The 19,871-nt window shown below is 39.4% G+C and carries 14 protein-coding genes and 3 tRNA genes; 3 read left to right on the top strand and 14 right to left on the bottom strand.

The features are described 5' to 3' along the window. Positions 1 to 22 precede the first annotated feature (22 nt). From G7B18_RS07455 to G7B18_RS07445, 3 genes are read left to right on the top strand one after another with little or no spacing between them, the layout of a single operon-like run. Positions 23 to 2,713, top strand: a complete 2,691-nt coding sequence (locus tag G7B18_RS07455; protein ID WP_164122272.1) for an FtsK/SpoIIIE family DNA translocase — start codon at positions 23 to 25, stop codon at positions 2,711 to 2,713. Positions 2,714 to 2,745: 32 nt separating this feature from the next. Further along, the gene (locus G7B18_RS07450) at positions 2,746 to 3,405 is read left to right on the top strand and encodes a LolA family protein (RefSeq protein WP_164122271.1); all 660 of its coding nucleotides are present in this window, start codon (positions 2,746 to 2,748) and stop codon (positions 3,403 to 3,405) included. Positions 3,406 to 3,465: 60 nt separating this feature from the next. Beyond that, a complete protein-coding gene (locus tag G7B18_RS07445; RefSeq protein ID WP_164108800.1) occupies positions 3,466 to 4,503 on the top strand; it encodes a LacI family DNA-binding transcriptional regulator in 1,038 nt (345 codons plus the stop codon). Here G7B18_RS07445 and uxuA read toward each other — a convergent pair. The 14 genes from uxuA to G7B18_RS07375 form a co-directional block, all read right to left on the bottom strand. Further along, a complete protein-coding gene (uxuA, locus tag G7B18_RS07440; protein ID WP_240452792.1) occupies positions 4,496 to 5,704 on the bottom strand; it encodes a mannonate dehydratase in 1,209 nt (402 codons plus the stop codon). The genes G7B18_RS07445 and uxuA overlap by 8 nt on opposite strands. Next, entirely contained in the window at positions 5,673 to 6,494 is an 822-nt protein-coding gene (locus G7B18_RS07435; RefSeq protein WP_164108801.1) for an SDR family oxidoreductase, read from the bottom strand. Before G7B18_RS07435 ends, uxuA begins: the two co-directional genes overlap by 32 nt. A 159-nt stretch (positions 6,495 to 6,653) precedes the next feature. Beyond that, positions 6,654 to 10,931 (bottom strand): DNA-directed RNA polymerase subunit beta', encoded by a 4,278-nt coding sequence (gene rpoC, locus G7B18_RS07430; RefSeq protein ID WP_164108802.1) that lies wholly within the window; start codon positions 10,929 to 10,931, stop codon positions 6,654 to 6,656. A 73-nt stretch (positions 10,932 to 11,004) separates the two neighbouring features. After that, a complete protein-coding gene (gene rpoB / locus G7B18_RS07425) occupies positions 11,005 to 14,814 on the bottom strand; it encodes a DNA-directed RNA polymerase subunit beta (RefSeq protein WP_164108803.1) in 3,810 nt (1,269 codons plus the stop codon). 164 nt (positions 14,815 to 14,978) lie between these two features. Continuing rightward, the gene (gene rplL / locus G7B18_RS07420) at positions 14,979 to 15,356 is read right to left on the bottom strand and encodes a 50S ribosomal protein L7/L12 (protein WP_002992785.1); all 378 of its coding nucleotides are present in this window, start codon (positions 15,354 to 15,356) and stop codon (positions 14,979 to 14,981) included. A 75-nt stretch (positions 15,357 to 15,431) separates the two neighbouring features. Then, positions 15,432 to 15,950 (bottom strand): 50S ribosomal protein L10, encoded by a 519-nt coding sequence (rplJ, locus tag G7B18_RS07415; protein WP_164108804.1) that lies wholly within the window; start codon positions 15,948 to 15,950, stop codon positions 15,432 to 15,434. Positions 15,951 to 15,952: 2 nt separating this feature from the next. Beyond that, entirely contained in the window at positions 15,953 to 16,651 is a 699-nt protein-coding gene (gene rplA / locus G7B18_RS07410; protein ID WP_021068873.1) for a 50S ribosomal protein L1, read from the bottom strand. 22 nt (positions 16,652 to 16,673) lie between these two features. Beyond that, complete coding sequence (rplK, locus tag G7B18_RS07405; protein ID WP_079641248.1) at positions 16,674 to 17,117, bottom strand: 50S ribosomal protein L11; 444 nt, start codon at positions 17,115 to 17,117, stop codon at positions 16,674 to 16,676. 229 nt (positions 17,118 to 17,346) lie between these two features. Continuing rightward, positions 17,347 to 17,892 (bottom strand): transcription termination/antitermination protein NusG, encoded by a 546-nt coding sequence (gene nusG / locus G7B18_RS07400; protein ID WP_164108805.1) that lies wholly within the window; start codon positions 17,890 to 17,892, stop codon positions 17,347 to 17,349. Positions 17,893 to 17,912: 20 nt separating this feature from the next. Next, the gene (gene secE, locus G7B18_RS07395; protein WP_164108806.1) at positions 17,913 to 18,104 is read right to left on the bottom strand and encodes a preprotein translocase subunit SecE; all 192 of its coding nucleotides are present in this window, start codon (positions 18,102 to 18,104) and stop codon (positions 17,913 to 17,915) included. Between the two features lie 24 nt (positions 18,105 to 18,128). Next, positions 18,129 to 18,199 (bottom strand) — tRNA-Trp (locus tag G7B18_RS07390). Between the two features lie 154 nt (positions 18,200 to 18,353). After that, on the bottom strand, positions 18,354 to 19,538 hold the full coding sequence (gene tuf, locus G7B18_RS07385) for an elongation factor Tu (protein ID WP_079641244.1): 1,185 nt from the start codon (positions 19,536 to 19,538) through the stop codon (positions 18,354 to 18,356). Between the two features lie 75 nt (positions 19,539 to 19,613). Beyond that, positions 19,614 to 19,685 (bottom strand) — tRNA-Thr (locus G7B18_RS07380). A gap of 85 nt (positions 19,686 to 19,770) precedes the next feature. Next, positions 19,771 to 19,843, bottom strand: a tRNA-Gly gene (locus G7B18_RS07375). Positions 19,844 to 19,871 lie beyond the last annotated feature (28 nt).

Here is a 19,871-nt window from a genome sequence, read left to right as displayed (position 1 = left end):
TTAGGTAAAGTATCACATTTTCATGGCATACAAAGGCAATACATTTAAAAATAGTAGTCAAAACAGAGGTAGTAAAGAGACAAAGGAGACTGCAGCAATCTCTTCTAATAAAAAAGCACCTTCATTATTCAAATCCTTCGATAATATTAATTTTTCTGAAGGACAAAGAAAAGCGTTGAAGATACTCGGCCTATTTCTGATACTGAGTTCATTCTTATTGGCAGTTGCTTTTACATCCTACTTATTTACCTGGAAAGAAGATCAAAGTTATATTGCGGTAACAAACGGCGGCTGGGGAACCTTGTTTGACACATCCGAAGAACTACGTGATGAAACATCAGAACTACCTATTGTAGCGAATAAACTGGGAAAATTAGGCGCTCTTTTAGCTAATCAATTTATTTTTGAATGGTTTGGTATCGCCTCTTTTCTGTTTATCTTGATATTATTTGTCCTTGGTTATAAACTACTTTACAAAAAATCTATTCTACCTGTATGGAAAACGACCCTATACGCTTCAATAGGAATAATCTTTTTATCCATAACCCTTGGGTTCATACAGGAATATATTACCGAGACACCACACATCCTAGAAGGCAAATTTGGTTTCTGGACCAACCAGCTCCTAAATGCCCAAATTGGGAAATATGGTGTCGGAGGTATATTGATTTTCGCTTACCTCACAGCATTAATCCTGATTTACAATCTGGATTTGAAATTTACATTTCAATCCAATAAATCTATCAGTAACCAAGAAGAAGAAGAACTCTTATCGAGAAAGACAACAGTTAAGAGAGACCCTATCATAATTCAGGAAAAAGAAGAGCAAGAAGAGGAAAATATTGACGGTGCCATAATTGAAGTATCTAATACATTACGAAACAGAAATACCCCGCCCCTCTCCGCCACATTGAATGATAGATATGCGCACCTTCGTGAAGAATACAAAGAATCTGAACACGAAGAACTCGAACTAGATGAGCTAGAAACAAAAAATAGTGTCACTTTTGACACCAAACCGACTTTCGAAACGCCAGTCCGATCGGTAGAGGACAAATCGATAGCACTGACCGTCGATACACCTTTGGAAATTGAGACTACGAAAGAAGAAGATATTGACGAACCGACACTATTTATCGAGAAACAAAAAGAAGAAAAACAAATTTCTGCAAACGATCTAGTAGCTCAATTTGGAGAATATGATCCAAAGTTAGATTTGTCCAGTTATCAACATCCTACACTAGATTTACTTAAAGACTACGGCACAGGCAAAATAACAATTAATCAACAAGAATTAGAGGCAAATAAAAACAGAATCGTCGATACGTTAAGAAACTACAATATTGAAATAGAACATATAAAGGCGACTATCGGTCCTACCGTCACGCTATACGAGATTATTCCCAAACCAGGTGTTCGAATCTCGAAAATTAAAAACTTAGAAGATGATATTGCGTTAAGTTTAGCGGCTTTGGGAATACGTATCATCGCACCTATGCCAGGTAAAGGTACCATAGGAATTGAGGTTCCTAACAGTACGCCCGAAATGGTATCCATGCGTTCTGTATTGGCTACTGAAAAATTCCAGAAAACGGATATGGATTTACCTATCGCACTCGGTAAGACCATATCCAATGAAGTTTATATTGCGGATTTGGCAAAAATGCCGCACTTACTCGTTGCTGGAGCCACGGGTCAAGGTAAGTCTGTTGGAATTAACGCCATACTTACTTCACTACTTTACAAAAAACACCCTGCGGAGCTAAAGTTCGTATTGGTCGATCCAAAAAAAGTTGAGCTCTCCCTATTCAAAAAAGTTGAACGCCACTTTCTCGCAAAGTTGCCGAATGAAGAAGAGGCCATCATCACCGATACCAAAAAGGTAATTAATACGTTAAATTCGCTGTGCATCGAAATGGATCAACGTTATGACCTACTAAAAAATGCGCAAGTACGTAACTTAAAAGAGTACAATGCAAAATTTGTCAATAGACGATTAAACCCTGAGGAGGGTCATCGATTCTTACCTTTTATAGTATTGATCGTAGATGAGTTTGCAGATTTAATGATGACCGCAGGTAAAGAAGTCGAAACACCGATAGCACGACTCGCGCAATTAGCTCGGGCTGTGGGGATACACTTAGTTATTGCGACACAACGCCCTTCTGTAAATATTATAACGGGTACGATCAAAGCCAACTTTCCCGCACGTCTGGCCTTTAGAGTATTATCGAAAGTAGACTCAAGGACGATCCTGGATTCGGGCGGTGCAGACCAACTGATAGGTCGCGGAGATATGTTATTGGCAACAGGAAGTGACCTGATACGTATACAGTGTGCCTTTGTAGATACACCAGAAGTAGAAGGTATTTCCGATTTTATCGGAGGACAGCGGGGCTATCCTTCAGCATTTATGCTTCCAGAATATATTGATGAATCAGGCGAAGGTTCAGGCTCTATGGACTTTGACCTATCTGACAGAGATCAGTTATTTGAGGAAGCGGCCCGACTGATCGTCATGCATCAACAGGGTTCGACATCACTCATACAAAGGAAGTTAAAATTAGGATACAATAGAGCTGGCCGGATCATTGATCAGCTGGAAGCAGCAGGCATTGTGGGACCTTTTGAAGGCAGTAAAGCCAGAGAAGTACTCTATCCAGACGAATACTCCCTAGAACAATATTTGGAGTCATTGAGAAAGGAAAACTAACTCCATATGACATATAACAATAAGTAACACATATGAAGAAATTACTATTTACGCTAATCTACACAATAAGCATAGTTACAATAGGGGCATTGGCGCAGACAGACCCTGCTGCAAAGAAAATGCTAAATGATGTATCCAAGCGATACGATTCTTATAAAACCATCCGTTCCCAATTCGATCTGACAGTACAGGACGCAGAAAAGAAAAGCTACAATAGCTCTGGCACTATGTATTTTAACAAGCCGAAAAAACAATATGCCATCAGACTTCCTGAGCAAGAGATTCTCTCAGATGGCCGCACAGTTTGGAATATATCGAAAGATATAAAAGAGGTACAGGTTACAGACGCCGAACACGATGATAATACAATAGGTCCCAACAATTTGTTTTCTTTTTATAAAAATGGGTACAAATATATAAGTATGACTGATGAGAAACTGACAAAAAATGGAAAATCAGAAATATTGCGAGTTGTCGAACTATCTCCCACTGATACCAAAACAAATTATTTCAAAATAAAATTACGTATCAACAAAAATAACCATATACACGACGTTTCTATATTTGATAAATCCGGAAATCGATTTACCTATACTATCAAAACACTATACCTAGGCCAAAAATTTGAAGAGAGTATCTTTCGCTTCGCAAAGGAAAGGTATAAAGACTATGAAATTATAGATTTAAGGTAACGAAAAGAAGGGAATACCCTTCTTTTTTCTTATCTTGTAGACAAGAAGTAACCGATTATCATGGCTAAAATAACCTTAAAAGAACTTGCTCAAAAATTAAATCTATCCCCATCTACAATTTCAAAAGCACTAAATGACAGCTATGAAATCAGTGAAGAAACGAAAGCAAAAGTTAGGGAATTAGCTGAAAGATATAATTATCAACCCAACCCACTAGCTAAATATCTTAAGTTGGGAAAAACCAATAGTATCGGCGTTGTATTACCCAGTGTCCGTACGCCCTTTACCGCTCAACTTGTCCAATACTTACACCAAGAAGCAATCCAAAATAGTTACAATATTATTTTAATGCAAAGTTTAGACAAAGAAGAAGAAGAAGAAAAAGCACTAAAAACATTGACTAACCAAGGGGTCGATGGAATTGTAATTGCACCTGTCAGTGAAACCTCAAATCTATCATTAATAGCCAATATCCATGACAACATTTGTCCTGTCGTTATCTTCGACCGTATTCATTACAATTTGGACACGCATAAAGTAGGAATTGATAATATAGAAAGTACCTATCGAGCGACAGAGGAACTTCTAAAAATAAACAGAAACAGAATAATAGTATTATGTGGTCAGAACATTGGTGTGACCCAGTATCGGCTTGAAGGTTATAAAAAAGCTCTGCAGGACTATAATATTCCAATTAACGAGAAACATCTGATTTATATAGACTACAGCAAGTCGCTAAAAAAGATAGATGACGACCTTGAAAAAATAATTTCAGAATGCATGACATCAGAGGATGTTCCAAACGCAATAATAGGTACAACAGAGACATTAACTACCCGTGTCCTTGGTGTACTGGCAGATCTTAAAATCCATGTCCCTGAAAACATTGCTGTGATCGGATTTTCGAATATTGAGTTTGCCAACAGTCTAAACCCAGCCTTATCAACGGTCCACCAACCGACCGAAGAAATGGCGAGCACAGCATTACAATTACTTTTAAATCTTATAAACTCCAAAAGGGATCGGAGTCAGATCGAATTTCAAACTGTGCTGTTAGAAACTACTATCCAACTCCGAAAATCCACAATACTTACATAATAGCTATTAAACCTAATTCAAGCCCTCTCAACTCAGCTAGCCCCCGAAGTCTACCGATAGCAGAATATCCAGGATTCGTTACTTTCTTCAAATCATCCAACATCTGATGACCATGATCCGGTCTAAACGGAATCGGTTTACTACGTATTTGATTTTCTTCAATAAAAATCTTGAGAACTGCTGCCATATTTACATCACCATCTAAATGGTCTGCTTCAAAGAAGTTACCCATCCGATCTTTTTTCACATTCCTAAAGTGTGCAAAATGCACCCTGTGCTTCACTGCTGTAGCTATTTCGACAACATCATTGTTTACACCTGCCCCTAATGAACCCGAGCAAAAGCAAATACCATTAAATGGGCGATCCACGCCATTAATTATCTTAAGATAATCTTCTTTATTGCTGGCTATTCTAGGCAAACCCAATATTGGATATGGCGGATCATCTGGATGCAAAGCCATGAGAATACCATGCGATTCGCAAACCTCTTTGATCTCACTCAAAAACCACAGCAAATTATCCCTAAGACCCTCTAATCCGATCTCCTGGTACACTTTCAAACTATCTTTTAGATCCGTTATTGACGTCGCCTTTTCACTAGGAATTCCCATCAATATAACACGTGTCAGACGCTCCAACTCTACATCAGAATATTTATCAAAACGTAGCTTAGCTTCAGTTACCACCTCTTGGGGATAATCATCGAATGCCCCCATTCGGTTTAGAATATAAATATCAAAAACTGCAAGATCTATCCAATTAAAATAAAGAGCTTTAGCTCCGTTAGGTAATTCCAATCCCAACTCAGTCCTTGTCCAATCTAATACAGGCATAAAATTATACGTAACCACGTGGATGCCACAGGATGCCAAATTTTCCAGCGTTTTCTTATAATTATCGATATAGCTATTCGCATCACTACGCCTAGTTTTAATGGCCTCATGTACAGGAACACTTTCGACTACAGACCACATTAAGCCTGAGGCTTCAATTATCTCCTTTCGCTCCAAAATCGCAGATACAGGCCATACTTCTCCGTGAGGTATCTGATGTAATGCAGTAACAACACCGGTAGCACCAGCCTGCCTAATATCCTGTAAGGATACCGAGTCATTCGGTCCGTACCATCTCCAGGTTTGCTCAAATTTATTCATCATCATTATTCTGTTAAACCCCAGTCCAAGCGTTAAAACCGCCATCAACATATACTGTTTCGCCAGACACAAAAGCAGACGCATCACTGAGTAAATAAATCAATGTCCCTTCTAGTTCAGAAGGCTCACCTAAACGGGAATAAGGTGTACCATTGACAAACCTTTGTGCCCTATCCGTATACGATCCATCTGGATTGGTCAAAAGGGTTCTATTCTGCTCCGTTAAAAACACTCCAGGAGCGATTGCATTTACCCTTACCTTATCTCCATATCGTAGCGCTAATTCCGTAGCCATCCATTTGGTATAGCCTATAATACCATTCTTAGCTACAGTATAGCCCAACACTCGGGTAATAGCTTGACTAGAAGATAGCGATCCAATATTAATAATAGTTCCTTTGCTTCGTTCTGCGATCACCTTTCCAAAAACATGGGTTGGAATGATCGTACCAAATAAGTTCAACTCAATAGCCTTAATCGTATCTTGAACATTGGATTCAAAAAGATCCTGATCGGGCCCAATGGTTGCTCCTGGAATATTTCCTCCTGCAGCATTAACCAATGCATCAACTTTACCCCACCTTTCCAGAACGGCTTGACATGCCAACCGCATAGAATTTTCATCTAAGACATCGCCGACTAAAGCTAAAGCTTCCCCTCCTATTCCTTCAACGAGACGAACGCGCTCCTGCGCTTTATTCAAATCTCTACCTATAATACAGACTTTAGCCCCTGCTTCAGCTATAGCCTTGACAAAATTTCTACCCAATATACCTGTTCCTCCAGTTACAACAATCACTCTCCCTGATAAAGAAAAACGTTCTAAAATGCTCATACTTTATTATTATTTAACACAATAATAATAAAGTTAACTAACAAAAAAAGCAAAGCAAGAGAGATATGTACGAAAACGTTTTCGTGTACACCGAATAAAAAAGAAAGGGGCCATCCACTTGGACAGCCCCTTTGTTATAGCATACTTTCAAAAAGGAAATTAATCTTCCTCTTTAGAAGCTAATAACTGATCATACTCTTCACGAGATCCAACAATGATATTGCTGTAGTGACGAAGTCCTGTACCTGAAGGAATTAAGTGTCCTACAATTACATTTTCTTTCAGTCCCAATAAATCATCACGTTTACCAGCTATAGCTGCTTCATTCAATACTTTCGTTGTCTCTTGGAAAGACGCAGCAGAAATGAATGACTTAGTGCCCAATGATGCTCTAGTAATACCTTGAAGCAATGGGCTAGATGTAGCAGGGATAGCATCACGTACTTCAACCAACTTCATGTCTTGACGTTTTAGACTAGAGTTCTCCTCACGTAGTTTACGTAAAGTAACGATTTGTCCTGGACGTAATGAATTTGAATCTCCTGCGTCAACAACCACTTTCTTGTCATATAACGAATCGTTTTCTAACATGAAATCCCATTTGTTTGCAGCTTCTCTCTCCAAGAAACGTGTATCTCCCGGATCTTCGATATTCACTTTCTGCATCATCTGGTGTACGATTGTTTCAAAGTGCTTATCGTTGATCTTCACACCTTGCAGACGATAGACCTCCTGAATACCGTTAACGATATATTCTTGTACCGCTGAAGGACCTTTAATCGATAATATATCGCCTGGAGAAATCTGTCCATCAGATAAAGGCATACCCGCTTTGATAAAGTCATTATCTTGTACAAGGATGTGTTTCGAAAGTGGCACTAAGTATTTCTTAACTTGACCATCTCGTGATTCAATAGAAACCTCACGATTACCTCGCTTCACTCCACCTAAAGAAACAACACCGTCAATTTCAGTAACAACAGCAGGGTTTGAAGGGTTACGTGCTTCAAATAATTCCGTTACGCGAGGAAGACCACCTGTAATATCTCGGGTCTTACCTGTTGAACGAGGGATCTTAACCAAGATAGCTCCTTCTTTCAATTTCTGACCATCTGATACCGAAACGTGGGCTCCAACAGGAATGTTGTACGAACGGATAACTTCACCCTTATTATCAAGAACCTTGATCGTCGGGTTTTTCGTCTTATCACGTGTTTCGATAATAACCTTCTCCTTGTGTCCAGTTTGATCGTCAGACTCTTCACGGAAAGTAACACCTTCGATAATAGCATCAAATTCGACTTTACCCGCAAACTCAGAAATAATCACCGCGTTATATGGATCCCAATCAACAAGCTTAGTGCCTTTCTCTACCTTATCACCTTCTTTAACATAAAGGTTAGATCCGTAAGGAATAATTTGTTGATAAAGGACTTTACGGTCAGCATTAACAACTTTTATTTCACCGGAGCGTCCTAAGACAACATGATAAGAACCTTCTTCACCTTCTTTTTCTACCGTACGCACGTTTTCAAACTCGATAGTACCTTCGTACTTCGCTATAATAGTAGACTCATTGGCAATATTCGATGCGGTACCCCCTACGTGGAATGTACGAAGTGTTAACTGTGTACCTGGTTCACCAATAGACTGAGCTGCAATTACACCGACAGCTTCCCCCATTTGAACACGCTTGCCCGACGCTAAGTTACGTCCGTAACAACAAGCACAAACTCCACGTTTAGCCTCGCAAGTCAATACCGAACGGATTTCTAAACCTTCTATACCAGCCTCATCAATTGCAGCAGCTACCTCTTCTGTAATATCATCGTTAGCGGCAACAATCAACTCATCCGTTTCAGGATGATAAACGTCGTGAAGTGGCGTACGTCCTAAAATACGATCGTATAATGGTTCAACAACATCATCGTTATCTTTCAACGCTGTAGTATAAATACCGCGAAGACCTCCACAATCATGATCAACAACAATCATATCCTGTGCTACGTCATGTAGACGACGTGTCAGGTAACCAGCATCCGCTGTCTTCAAAGCTGTATCCGCAAGACCTTTACGCGCACCGTGCGTAGAAATAAAGTACTCCAATACCGACAAACCTTCTTTAAAGTTTGACAAAATCGGGTTTTCGATAATCTCACCACCTGAATTACCTGATTTTTGAGGCTTAGCCATCAAACCACGCATACCGCATAGCTGACGAATCTGCTCTTTCGAACCACGGGCTCCAGAATCCAACATCATATATACAGAGTTGAATCCTTGGTTGTCATTAGACAAGATATCCATTACGTGCGCAGTCAATCTGTTGTTGATACGCGTCCAAATATCGATAATCTGGTTGTAACGCTCGTTGTTTGTAATGAAACCCATGTTATAGTTGTTCATCACCTCATCTACTTCATTTGTAGCTTGCGCAATCAATTCTGCTTTAGCAGCAGGAATATTCAAATCTTGCAAGTTGAAGGATAAACCTCCCTTGAATGCTGTTTGGAAACCAAGTTCCTTCATATCATCCAAGAATTTAGCTGCGCGTGCCATCCCGGTTGATTTTACAATCTCACCGATTACATTACGCAAAGATTTCTTTGTTAAGATCTCATTGATATATCCCACTTCTGCAGGAACAATCTGGTTAAAGATAACACGACCTACGGTAGTTTCAATAATCTGTCTCTCGATCTCACCTGTACTTCCCAACGTATTGGTACGTACTTTTATCCAAGAGTGAAGATCAACTTGTTTCTCGTTCAAAGCAATGATAACCTCTTCTGGAGAATAGAAGATACTTCCCTCACCCTTCATCTTGCGAGAATCATCCGTCTTACGGCCTTTTGTAATATAATACAGACCCAAAACCATATCCTGTGAAGGTACAGTAACCGGAGAACCATTTGCGGGATTTAAGATATTGTGAGCTGCCAACATTAAGATTTGGGCTTCCAAAATTGCAGCATTACCTAAAGGTAAGTGGACCGCCATCTGGTCACCATCAAAATCGGCGTTGAACGCTGTACACACTAATGGGTGTAATTGAATCGCTTTACCTTCTACTAAGGTGGGTTGGAAAGCCTGAATACCCAAACGGTGAAGCGTAGGTGCACGGTTTAGTAATACAGGGTGTCCTTTTAATACATTTTCAAGGATGTCCCATACCACTGGATCTTTACGATCTACAATTTTCTTCGCTGATTTTACAGTTTTAACAATACCTCTTTCAATCATCTTACGGATGATGAATGGTTTGTAAAGCTCTGCGGCCATATCTTTAGGAATACCACACTCGTGTAACTTCAGGTGAGGTCCTACAACAATTACCGAACGAGCCGAATAGTCAACACGCTTACCTAATAAGTTTTGACGGAAACGACCTTGTTTACCTTTCAAAATATCAGATAATGATTTCAACGCACGGTTACCTTCAGTTTTCACTGCATTTACCTTACGTGAGTTATCAAACAACGAGTCAACAGCCTCTTGAAGCATACGTTTTTCGTTACGTAAAATTACTTCAGGAGCTTTAATCTCGATCAAACGCTTAAGACGGTTATTGCGGATAATCACACGACGATATAAGTCATTCAAATCGGAAGTTGCAAAACGACCACCATCTAGAGGTACTAGAGGACGTAGCTCTGGTGGAATAATAGGAACAATCTTAACGATCATCCATTCCGGTCTATTTTCGATACGTGTATTAGCACCACGGAAGGCTTCCACCACGTGAAGACGCTTTAACGCTTCATTTTTACGCTGTTGAGAAGTTTCATTCGCAGCTTGGTGACGTAAATCATAAGACAATTGATCTAAATCAAGACGCTTCAATAATTCCTCTAAAGCATCTGCTCCCATTTTGGCAACAAACTTCTGAGGGTCATTGTCATCCAAATATTGGTTTTCTTTTGGAAGTGTATCCAAAATATCCAAATATTCTTCTTCAGTCAAGAAATCCATGTACGAGATACCGTCATCTTCTTTGATACCCGCCTGGATAACAACATAACGCTCGTAATAAATGATCATATCCAACTTCTTAGTTGGAAGTCCCAATAAGTAACCGATTTTATTAGGAAGTGAACGGAAGTACCAAATGTGTGCCACAGGAACTACCAAGTTGATATGTCCCATACGCTCACGACGCACCTTTTTTTCGGTAACTTCTACACCACAACGATCACAGACAATACCTTTATAACGGATACGTTTGTATTTACCACAGTGACACTCATAATCCTTTACAGGACCAAAGATACGCTCACAGAATAAACCATCACGTTCCGGCTTATAGGTACGGTAGTTGATTGTTTCCGGTTTAGTAACCTCTCCACTTGAACGCTCCAAAATAGTCTCTGGAGAGGCCAAACTAATGGTAATGGAAGTGAAGTTACTTTTAATTTTATTATCTTTTTTGTAAGACATACGTTGTATAACTTAAAGATGTATGTAAAAGCTTAAGAGATCGAAGACCTCCTAAGCTCATTTCTTTGCTTGATTAATCTAATGTGATATCTAGACCTAAACCACGGAGCTCATGTACCAATACATTGAACGATTCAGGAACAGATGGAGTAGGCAAATTATTACCTTTGACGATTGCTTCATATGTCTTAGCACGTCCCACAACGTCATCCGATTTCACAGTCAAGATCTCTTGTAAGATGTTAGATGCACCGAATGCTTCTAAGGCCCAAACCTCCATCTCACCGAAACGCTGACCACCGAATTGTGCCTTACCACCTAATGGTTGTTGCGTAATCAACGAGTAAGGTCCGATAGAACGAGCGTGCATCTTATCATCAACCATGTGCCCTAATTTCAACATATAGATAACCCCAACAGTAGTCGGTTGGTCAAAACGATCTCCTGTAAGACCATTGTATAAATACGTACGCCCTGATCGAGGTAATCCAGCTTTGTCTACCCACTCTTCTACTTGATCCATTTCGGCACCGTCGAAGATTGGAGTTGCGAACTTCATACCTAATTTTTGACCTGCCCAACCAAGAACGGTTTCATAGATCTGGCCCAGGTTCATCCGCGAAGGTACCCCTAGTGGATTCAACACAATATCAACAGGTGTACCGTCTTCTAAGAAAGGCATATCTTCATCACGTACGATACGTGCTACGATACCTTTATTACCGTGACGTCCAGCCATCTTATCTCCCACTTTCAATTTACGTTTCTTAGCAACATAAACTTTAGCCATCTGTACGATACCAGAAGGTAGCTCATCACCTACAGAAACAGCAAATTTATCACGTTTGAAAGCACCTAACTCTTCATTCAACTTGATATTGTAGTTATGAAGAGCCATTTTCACCATATCATTCTTCTCATCGTCCGTAGTCCATCCAAATGGGTTGACATTTGCATAGTCAAGATCCATTAAGATTTTTTGAGTGAACTTAGCTCCTTTCGCAAGCAACAACTCTTTATAAACATTATAGATACCTTGACTGGTTTTACCATTTACAATTGTAAATAATTTATCAACCAAACGATCTTTCAATATTCTTAAGTTCTTTTCGTGCGTAACTTCCAACTTCTCTAAAGCTTTTCTTTCGACTTCTTTAGACATCTTCTTAGCACGAGAGAATAACTTCGTATCGATAACGACACCTTTAATCGAAGGAGGAGTTTTCAAAGAAGCATCTTTTACGTCACCTGCTTTGTCACCAAAGATAGCTCGTAATAATTTTTCTTCTGGTGAAGGATCAGATTCTCCTTTTGGTGTAATCTTACCAATCAATATATCGCCTTCTCCTACTTCAGCTCCGACACGGATAATACCGTTTTCGTCTAAGTCTTTAGTAGCTTCTTCGGATACGTTAGGAATATCAGCAGTTAATTCTTCTTCACCACGTTTTGTATCACGGACTTCCAATTCAAACTCTTCAATATGAAGTGAAGTGAAAATATCTTGAGATACTACACGTTCAGAAATTACGATCGCATCCTCAAAGTTGTAACCCTGCCAAGGCATGAATGCAACTTTCAGGTTACGGCCTAATGCCAGCTCGCCATCTTCTGTTGCATATCCTTCACATAATACCTGACCTTTAACAACCTTCTCACCTCTTTTAACAATTGGCTTCAGGTTAATACAAGTATTTTGATTCGTTTTCTTAAACTTAATTAAGCGATAAGTTTTTACGTCGTCGTCAAATGAAACCAAACGGTCATCATCAGTACGGTCATAACGGATCTTAATCTCCTCAGCATCAACATACTCCACAACACCAGAACCTTCTGCATTGATCAACGTACGTGAATCGGACGCTACGCGTCCTTCAAGACCAGTACCTACAATCGGAGCTTGAGGGCGTAATAATGGAACAGCTTGACGCTGCATGTTCGATCCCATCAATGCACGGTTGGCATCATCATGCTCCAAGAATGGAATTAACGAAGCCGCAATAGAAGTAATCTGGTTCGGAGCAACGTCCATCAAATCCAATTTTTCCGGCTCGATAACCGGAAAGTCACCCTCGTATCTTGCTTTTACTTTTGGATCTTCAAAATTACCTTTATCGTCATATATCGCATTCGCTTGCGCGATTGTCTTCTCATCTTCGTCTTCAGCCGACAAATACACTACAGGCTCTTCTACAACCACACGTCCGTTTTCAACTTTACGGTATGGTGTTTCAATAAACCCTAAATTGTTAATCTTCGCATGAACAGCCAAAGAAGAAATCAAACCAATGTTTGGTCCCTCTGGTGTTTCGATAGTACAAAGACGGCCGTAATGTGTATAGTGAACGTCACGAACCTCAAAGCCGGCGCGCTCACGAGAAAGACCTCCTGGACCTAACGCAGATAGACGGCGTTTGTGCGTAATTTCAGCTAATGGATTCGTTTGGTCCATAAACTGAGACAACTGATTGGTCCCGAAAAACGAGTTAATAACCGACGATAATGTACGCGCATTAATCAAATCCGTAGGTGTAAACACCTCATTATCTCGGATGTTCATACGCTCACGGATTGTACGAGCCATACGTGCCAGACCAACACCAAATTGAGCATATAGCTGCTCACCAACCGTACGTACACGACGGTTTGACAAGTGATCGATATCATCTACCTCAGCTTTAGAGTTGATCAAATTGATCAAGTACTTAACGATAGCAATAATATCCTCACGTGTCAATACTTTCGTATCGGCGTCTTTACCTAATTGTAACTTACGATTGATACGGTAACGACCTACATCACCTAAATCATAACGTTTGTCCGAGAAGAATAGACGATCGATGATACCACGAGCAGTTTCCTCATCAGGTGGTTCAGCGTTACGCAATTGACGATAGATATGCTCTACCGCTTCTTTCTCTGAGTTAGACGTATCTTTCTGTAAGGTATTATATATAATAGAATAGTCCGCATTGTTTGATTCATCTTCCTTAGCAAGTATAATCGATTTTACACCTGCATCGATGATCAAGTCAATGTGATCCTCTTCCAAAACAGTTTCACGTTCAAAAATAATTTCGTTACGATCGATCGATACAACTTCACCTGTATCCTCGTCTACAAAATCTTCAGTCCATTTGTTCAATACCCTTGCCGCTAAACGACGGCCAATGTATTTTTTTAGTCCCGATTTACTAACCTTTACTTCATCAGCTAGGTCAAATAATTCTAAGATATCTTTATCTGAATCATAACCGATAGCACGTAACAGCGTTGTAACTGGGAATTTTTTCTTACGATCGATATAAGCGTACATGACATTGTTAACGTCGGTAGCAAATTCGATCCAAGACCCTTTAAAAGGAATTACCCTTGCAGAATAAAGTTTAGTACCATTTGTGTGTCTACTCTGACCAAAGAATACGCCAGGAGAGCGGTGCAACTGAGATACGATTACACGTTCGGCACCATTGATCACGAAAGTACCTTTTGGTGTCATGTACGGGATCGTACCTAAATATACATCTTGTACGATAGTTTCGAAATCCTCGTGTTCTTCGTCATTACAAGATAACTTTAACTTTGCTTTTAAAGGCACGCTATAAGTTAGACCACGCTCGATACATTCTTGAATATCGTAACGAGGCGGATCAATAAAATAATCCAAAAACTCTAGCACGAAAATGTTTCTTGAATCAGAAATAGGGAAGTTTTCCGCGAAAACCTTGTACAACCCTTCCTGATGGCGATTATCAGAAGTAGTTTCCAATTGAAAAAACTCCCTGAAAGACTCCAATTGCACGTCCAAGAAATCCGGATAATCAATTACCTTCTTACTTGTAGCAAAGTTCACTCTTTCCTTTTGAATATTATTGTTTGCCAAGGGAATAAGATTTTAGTTTAAAAAAACTGAGCTTAATTGTACTGCTAATTGTCACTCTCTAAATCATACGACAGTACACGTATGACCTACTTCAATACATTAAAACAGGAATAGACTCTGATAGAAACTATCAGAGTCTAATCTCTTTTGGGCGTTATGCGAAATTATTTAATTTCAACAACAGCACCAGCTTCTTCTAATTGCTTTTTCAAAGCTTCTGCTTCGTCTTTAGAAACACCAGCTTTCAATTCTTTAGGAGCACCGTCAACTAAATCTTTAGCTTCTTTCAAGCCTAAGCCTGCTAAATCTTTAACTAATTTAACTACTGCTAATTTCTGACCACCAGCTTCTTTCAAGATAACGTCAAATGATGTTTTCTCTTCAGCAGCAGCAGCGCCACCTTCAGCAGGAGCAGCAGCAACTGCAACAGCAGCAGCAGCAGGCTCGATACCGTACTCATCTTTTAAGATATCAGCTAATTCTTTAACTTCTTTTACCGTTAAGTTAACTAACTGTTCAGCAAGTTGTTTTAAATCTGCCATTTTATTTTGATTTTTAAAATTTTCTTAAATAATTATTTTTTAATAGTTCACGAACTTTTATTTGAGAGACGTTCGTTAGCCTCTATCTTCTAAAGCTTTCAACAAACCTGAAACTGTATTTCCTCCCGATTGAAGAGCAGAAATAACATTCTTCGCAGGTGATTGTAATGCCGCAATAATATCTGCAACCAATTCTTCCTTAGATTTAAGGCTAACTAGTGCATTCAACTGATCGTCGCCTACGAAAGTAGTCTCTTGTATATAAGCCGCTTTTAATACAGGCTTATCTCCTTCTTTACGTAATTGCTTGATCAATTTTGCCGGCGCATTAGCATTCTCAGAGAACATCATTGTAGAAGCGCCTTTCAAGACACCTTTAAGTTCTTCTGAGTCAATCCCCGCTTCGATCAATGCTTTCTCGATCAAGCTGTTCTTAGCAACTTGAATGATAATATCTTGCTCGAAACATTTGCGACGAATTCCATTGATTTTTTCAACAGATAAATCAGCAGTGTCAGTAATATAGAAATTACCGTAGGATTTAATCTGTTCGGCCAAAGCTTGAACAATTTCTTGTTTTTCTTCTTTTCTCATGATTAAATTCCTGCTACTGATTTAGTTTCTACATGAATACCCGGACTCATTGTTGATGAGATGTGAATACTCTTGAAGTATGTTCCCTTAGCTGCAGAAGGCTTCAACTTACTGATAACTTGCAATACTTCTAATGCGTTTTCGTAAATTTTCTCTGCAGGGAAAGACACTTTTCCAACTGAAGTGTGAATAATTCCTGTTTTGTCAACCTTGAAATCAATCTTACCACCTTTTACGTCTGTTACAGCTTTACCTACTTCTGTAGTTACTGTACCAGTCTTAGGGTTAGGCATTAAGTTTCTTGGGCCTAAAATACGTCCCAATTTACCTACTTTAGCCATCACCGAAGGCATAGTAATAATGATGTCAACGTCAGTCCAACCACCTTCAATTTTGCTGATATAGTCATCAAGACCTACGTAATCTGCACCTGCTGCTTTAGCTTCTTCCTCCTTATCAGGAGTACACAATACTAAAACACGCACAGTTTTTCCAGTTCCGTGAGGCAATGTTGCAATACCACGAACCATTTGATTCGCTTTACGTGGATCTACGCCCAAACGCACGTCGATATCCACAGAAGCATCAAATTTAGTCATAGTAATCTCCTTAACTAATGCCGCAGCATCAGCTAAAGTGTACGCCTTACCAGCTTCAATTTTGGATAGTGCCGCTTTTTGATTCTTTGTTAATCTAGCCACTTTCTTAAACTGATTTCGTTAATTAATTTTTCCAAGGAGCGTCACCTGAAACAGTGATACCCATACTACGTGCCGTACCAGCGACCATTCTCATTGCCGCGTCTACAGTAAATGCATTTAAATCTGGCATTTTATCTTTAGCGATCGTTTCCACTTGCTCCCAAGTAATAGAAGCAACTTTCTTACGGTTAGGTTCGCCAGATCCACTTTTCAATTTAGCAGCGTCTTTCAACTGAACTGCTACCGGTGGAGTCTTAATGATAAAATCAAATGATTTATCAGCATAAACAGTAATTACAACGGGCAATACTTGTCCTGGTTTGTCTTGCGTACGAGCATTGAACTGTTTACAGAAATCCATAATATTCACACCCTTAGCACCTAAAGCAGGTCCTACTGGAGGTGATGGATTTGCTGCACCGCCCTTTACTTGTAATTTTACTAACGCACTGACTTCTTTTGCCATTTTGTTTGTTATTTAATGTGTTAAATGTTTGTTAGTAAGTTGGAAGCAATACTTGTAACATTTATTTCGAAAAGTCACCGATCATTAGATTTACGCAACTAAACGAGGTGCAAAGATAATAAGAAGTTTTTAATTAAAAAAGACTATTGTTGATTTATTTTTACAAATAAAAAACCAGCCCAAAAAATGAACTGGTTACAATATCTTATCACTTATTAATAAGCACCGACTATTCTTTTTCAACCTGCATATAGTTAAGTTCTAAAGGAGTCTTACGTCCAAACACCTTAACCATAACCGTTAATTTCTTTTTATCTTCATGCACCTCTTCAACCTCACCAGTAAATCCATTAAACGGACCATCGATTACCTTAACAGATTCACCGACAAAGTAAGTCATGTTGATAGACTCTCCCTGCTCAGCCATCTCATCCACCTTACCTAAGATACGATTAATCTCTGCCTGACGCAACGGAATGGCTACGCCAGCTTTATCTCCTAAGAAGCCAATAACACTATTTAGGTTTTTGATAATATGCTCAATCTCACCATCCAAAGCTGCCTCAATCAATACATATCCAGGGTAGTAATTTCGCTCTTTTGCAACTTTCTTACCATCACGCATTTGGTAATACTTCTCCATCGGTATTAACACCTGAGGAATCAAATGCTGTATCCCCAACCGATTTACTTCAGCCTCTATATATTGCTTTACCTTTTTCTCTTTACCACTCACAGCACGCACTACGTACCATTTCAACGTTTGATCTGCCATAATACTAATTGATAGATTGCTTACTTAGTACCGTACAACAACTCCAAAATATTACTTGAAGCCTTATCCATTGCCAACACCACCATAGCGATTATTAAGGAAGCTATAAGTACAACCACAGCGTGGTTTTGTAACTGAGACCAAGTAGGCCAAGTAACCTTCTGTGTGATCTCTTCGTATGACTCTTTAAAAAAACCAAGTACGTTAGCCATTTTTTGATTATTTAAGTTATTATGCACGGGCACCAGGACTCGAACCCAGACCAAAGGTTTTGGAGACCTTCGTTCTACCTTTAAACTATGCCCGTGTATTTCTTATTTTGTGTTGCAAATATAGTGTTTTAAACCGTTTGCAGCAAATATTTTTTACTTTTATTTCAGAATAATTTACTGATATAAAATAGGAAAAGCCAATCAGCTTTCACTGATTAGCTTTTCCTATTTTATATTAATCTATATAGATTAAATGATTTCAGTTACCTGACCAGCACCTACTGTACGACCACCCTCACGGATAGCGAAACGTAAACCTTTCTCCATTGCAATCGCAGAGATTAATTTCACTGTAATTGTAACGTTATCACCTGGCATAACCATTTCAGTACCTTCTGGTAAAGAGATCTCTCCTGTTACGTCAGTTGTACGGAAATAGAACTGAGGACGGTATTTGTTAAAGAATGGAGTGTGACGTCCACCTTCTGCTTTTGACAATACGTAAACCTCAGCTTTGAAGTGATCGTGAGGAGTTACTGAACCTGGTTTACAGATAACCATACCACGTTTGATATCAGTTTTCTCAATACCACGTAACAATAAACCTACGTTATCACCAGCCTCACCGTAATCTAAGATTTTACGGAACATCTCAACACCAGTTACTGTAGATTTCAAGTTCTCAGCACCCATACCTAAGATCTCAACTGGATCTCCAGAGTTAATTACACCTCTTTCGATACGACCTGTAGCAACTGTACCACGACCTGTGATCGAGAACACGTCCTCAACTGGCATCAAGAAAGGAAGATCAGTCAAACGTGGAGGAATTGGAATATAGTTATCTACAGCATCCATCAATTCCATAATTTTCTCAACCCACTCAGGCTCACCGTTCAATGCACCTAAAGCAGATCCTTTAACTACTGGAATATCATCACCTGGGAACTCGTAGAAAGATAATAACTCACGAACTTCCATCTCAACTAAGTCTAACAACTCTGGATCATCAACTAAGTCTGTTTTGTTCATGAAAACTACTAACGCAGGAACACCAACCTGACGAGCCAATAGGATGTGCTCACGAGTTTGAGGCATAGGACCATCAGTAGCAGCAACTACGATAATAGCGCCATCCATCTGAGCAGCACCAGTTACCATGTTCTTAACGTAATCGGCGTGACCTGGACAGTCAACGTGTGCATAGTGACGGTTAGCTGTTGAATATTCAACGTGTGATGTGTTAATCGTGATACCACGTTCTTTTTCTTCAGGAGCAGAGTCAATTGAATCAAATGAACGAGCTTCTGATAAACCTTTATCAGCCAATACTTTTGTGATAGCAGCTGTAGTCGTTGTTTTACCGTGGTCAACGTGACCGATAGTACCAATGTTTAAGTGCGGTTTACTACGGTCAAATTTCTCTTTTGCCATGTTTATGCGAATTAGTAATTATTAAATATTCTTTATTAAATTTTATACAAAAAAAAATAATAAACTAAATTATCGAGCCAAAGATGGGATTTGAACCCACGACCTCTTCCTTACCAAGGAAGTGCTCTACCCCTGAGCTACTTCGGCTTTATAAAAGCTTACTTACAGATTTATGCCCCCACCTAACATCATAATTTACGAAAGATAGAGACTAAAAATCTTGAAATTAAAGAGCGGAAGACGAGGTTCGAACTCGCGACCTATAGCTTGGAAGGCTATCGCTCTACCAACTGAGCTACTTCCGCTTTTGACCTCTTTTACAAGGTCATAAAA

This window comes from Sphingobacterium sp. xlx-130, assembly GCF_011007405.1.
Classification (GTDB): Bacteria; Bacteroidota; Bacteroidia; order Sphingobacteriales; family Sphingobacteriaceae; genus Sphingobacterium; species Sphingobacterium luzhongxinii.
The sequence above is the reverse complement of the archived record's forward strand: the minus strand, read 5'-3'. Positions and strand labels throughout refer to the sequence as shown.

What these genes read in the sequence shown, in the direction of transcription:
- G7B18_RS07455 (WP_164122272.1), top strand. Translation starts at nt 23, where the DNA reads ATGGCATACAAAGGCAATACATTTAAAAATAGTAGTCAAAACAGAGGT.
- G7B18_RS07450 (WP_164122271.1), top strand. Translation starts at nt 2,746, where the DNA reads ATGAAGAAATTACTATTTACGCTAATCTACACAATAAGCATAGTTACA.
- G7B18_RS07445 (WP_164108800.1), top strand. Translation starts at nt 3,466, where the DNA reads ATGGCTAAAATAACCTTAAAAGAACTTGCTCAAAAATTAAATCTATCC.
- uxuA (WP_240452792.1), bottom strand. Translation starts at nt 5,704, where the DNA reads ATGGCGGTTTTAACGCTTGGACTGGGGTTTAACAGAATAATGATGATG.
- G7B18_RS07435 (WP_164108801.1), bottom strand. Translation starts at nt 6,494, where the DNA reads ATGAGCATTTTAGAACGTTTTTCTTTATCAGGGAGAGTGATTGTTGTA.
- rpoC (WP_164108802.1), bottom strand. Translation starts at nt 10,931, where the DNA reads ATGTCTTACAAAAAAGATAATAAAATTAAAAGTAACTTCACTTCCATT.
- rplL (WP_002992785.1), bottom strand. Translation starts at nt 15,356, where the DNA reads ATGGCAGATTTAAAACAACTTGCTGAACAGTTAGTTAACTTAACGGTA.
- rplJ (WP_164108804.1), bottom strand. Translation starts at nt 15,950, where the DNA reads ATGAGAAAAGAAGAAAAACAAGAAATTGTTCAAGCTTTGGCCGAACAG.
- rplK (WP_079641248.1), bottom strand. Translation starts at nt 17,117, where the DNA reads ATGGCAAAAGAAGTCAGTGCGTTAGTAAAATTACAAGTAAAGGGCGGT.
- nusG (WP_164108805.1), bottom strand. Translation starts at nt 17,892, where the DNA reads ATGGCAGATCAAACGTTGAAATGGTACGTAGTGCGTGCTGTGAGTGGT.
- secE (WP_164108806.1), bottom strand. Translation starts at nt 18,104, where the DNA reads ATGGCTAACGTACTTGGTTTTTTTAAAGAGTCATACGAAGAGATCACA.
- tuf (WP_079641244.1), bottom strand. Translation starts at nt 19,538, where the DNA reads ATGGCAAAAGAGAAATTTGACCGTAGTAAACCGCACTTAAACATTGGT.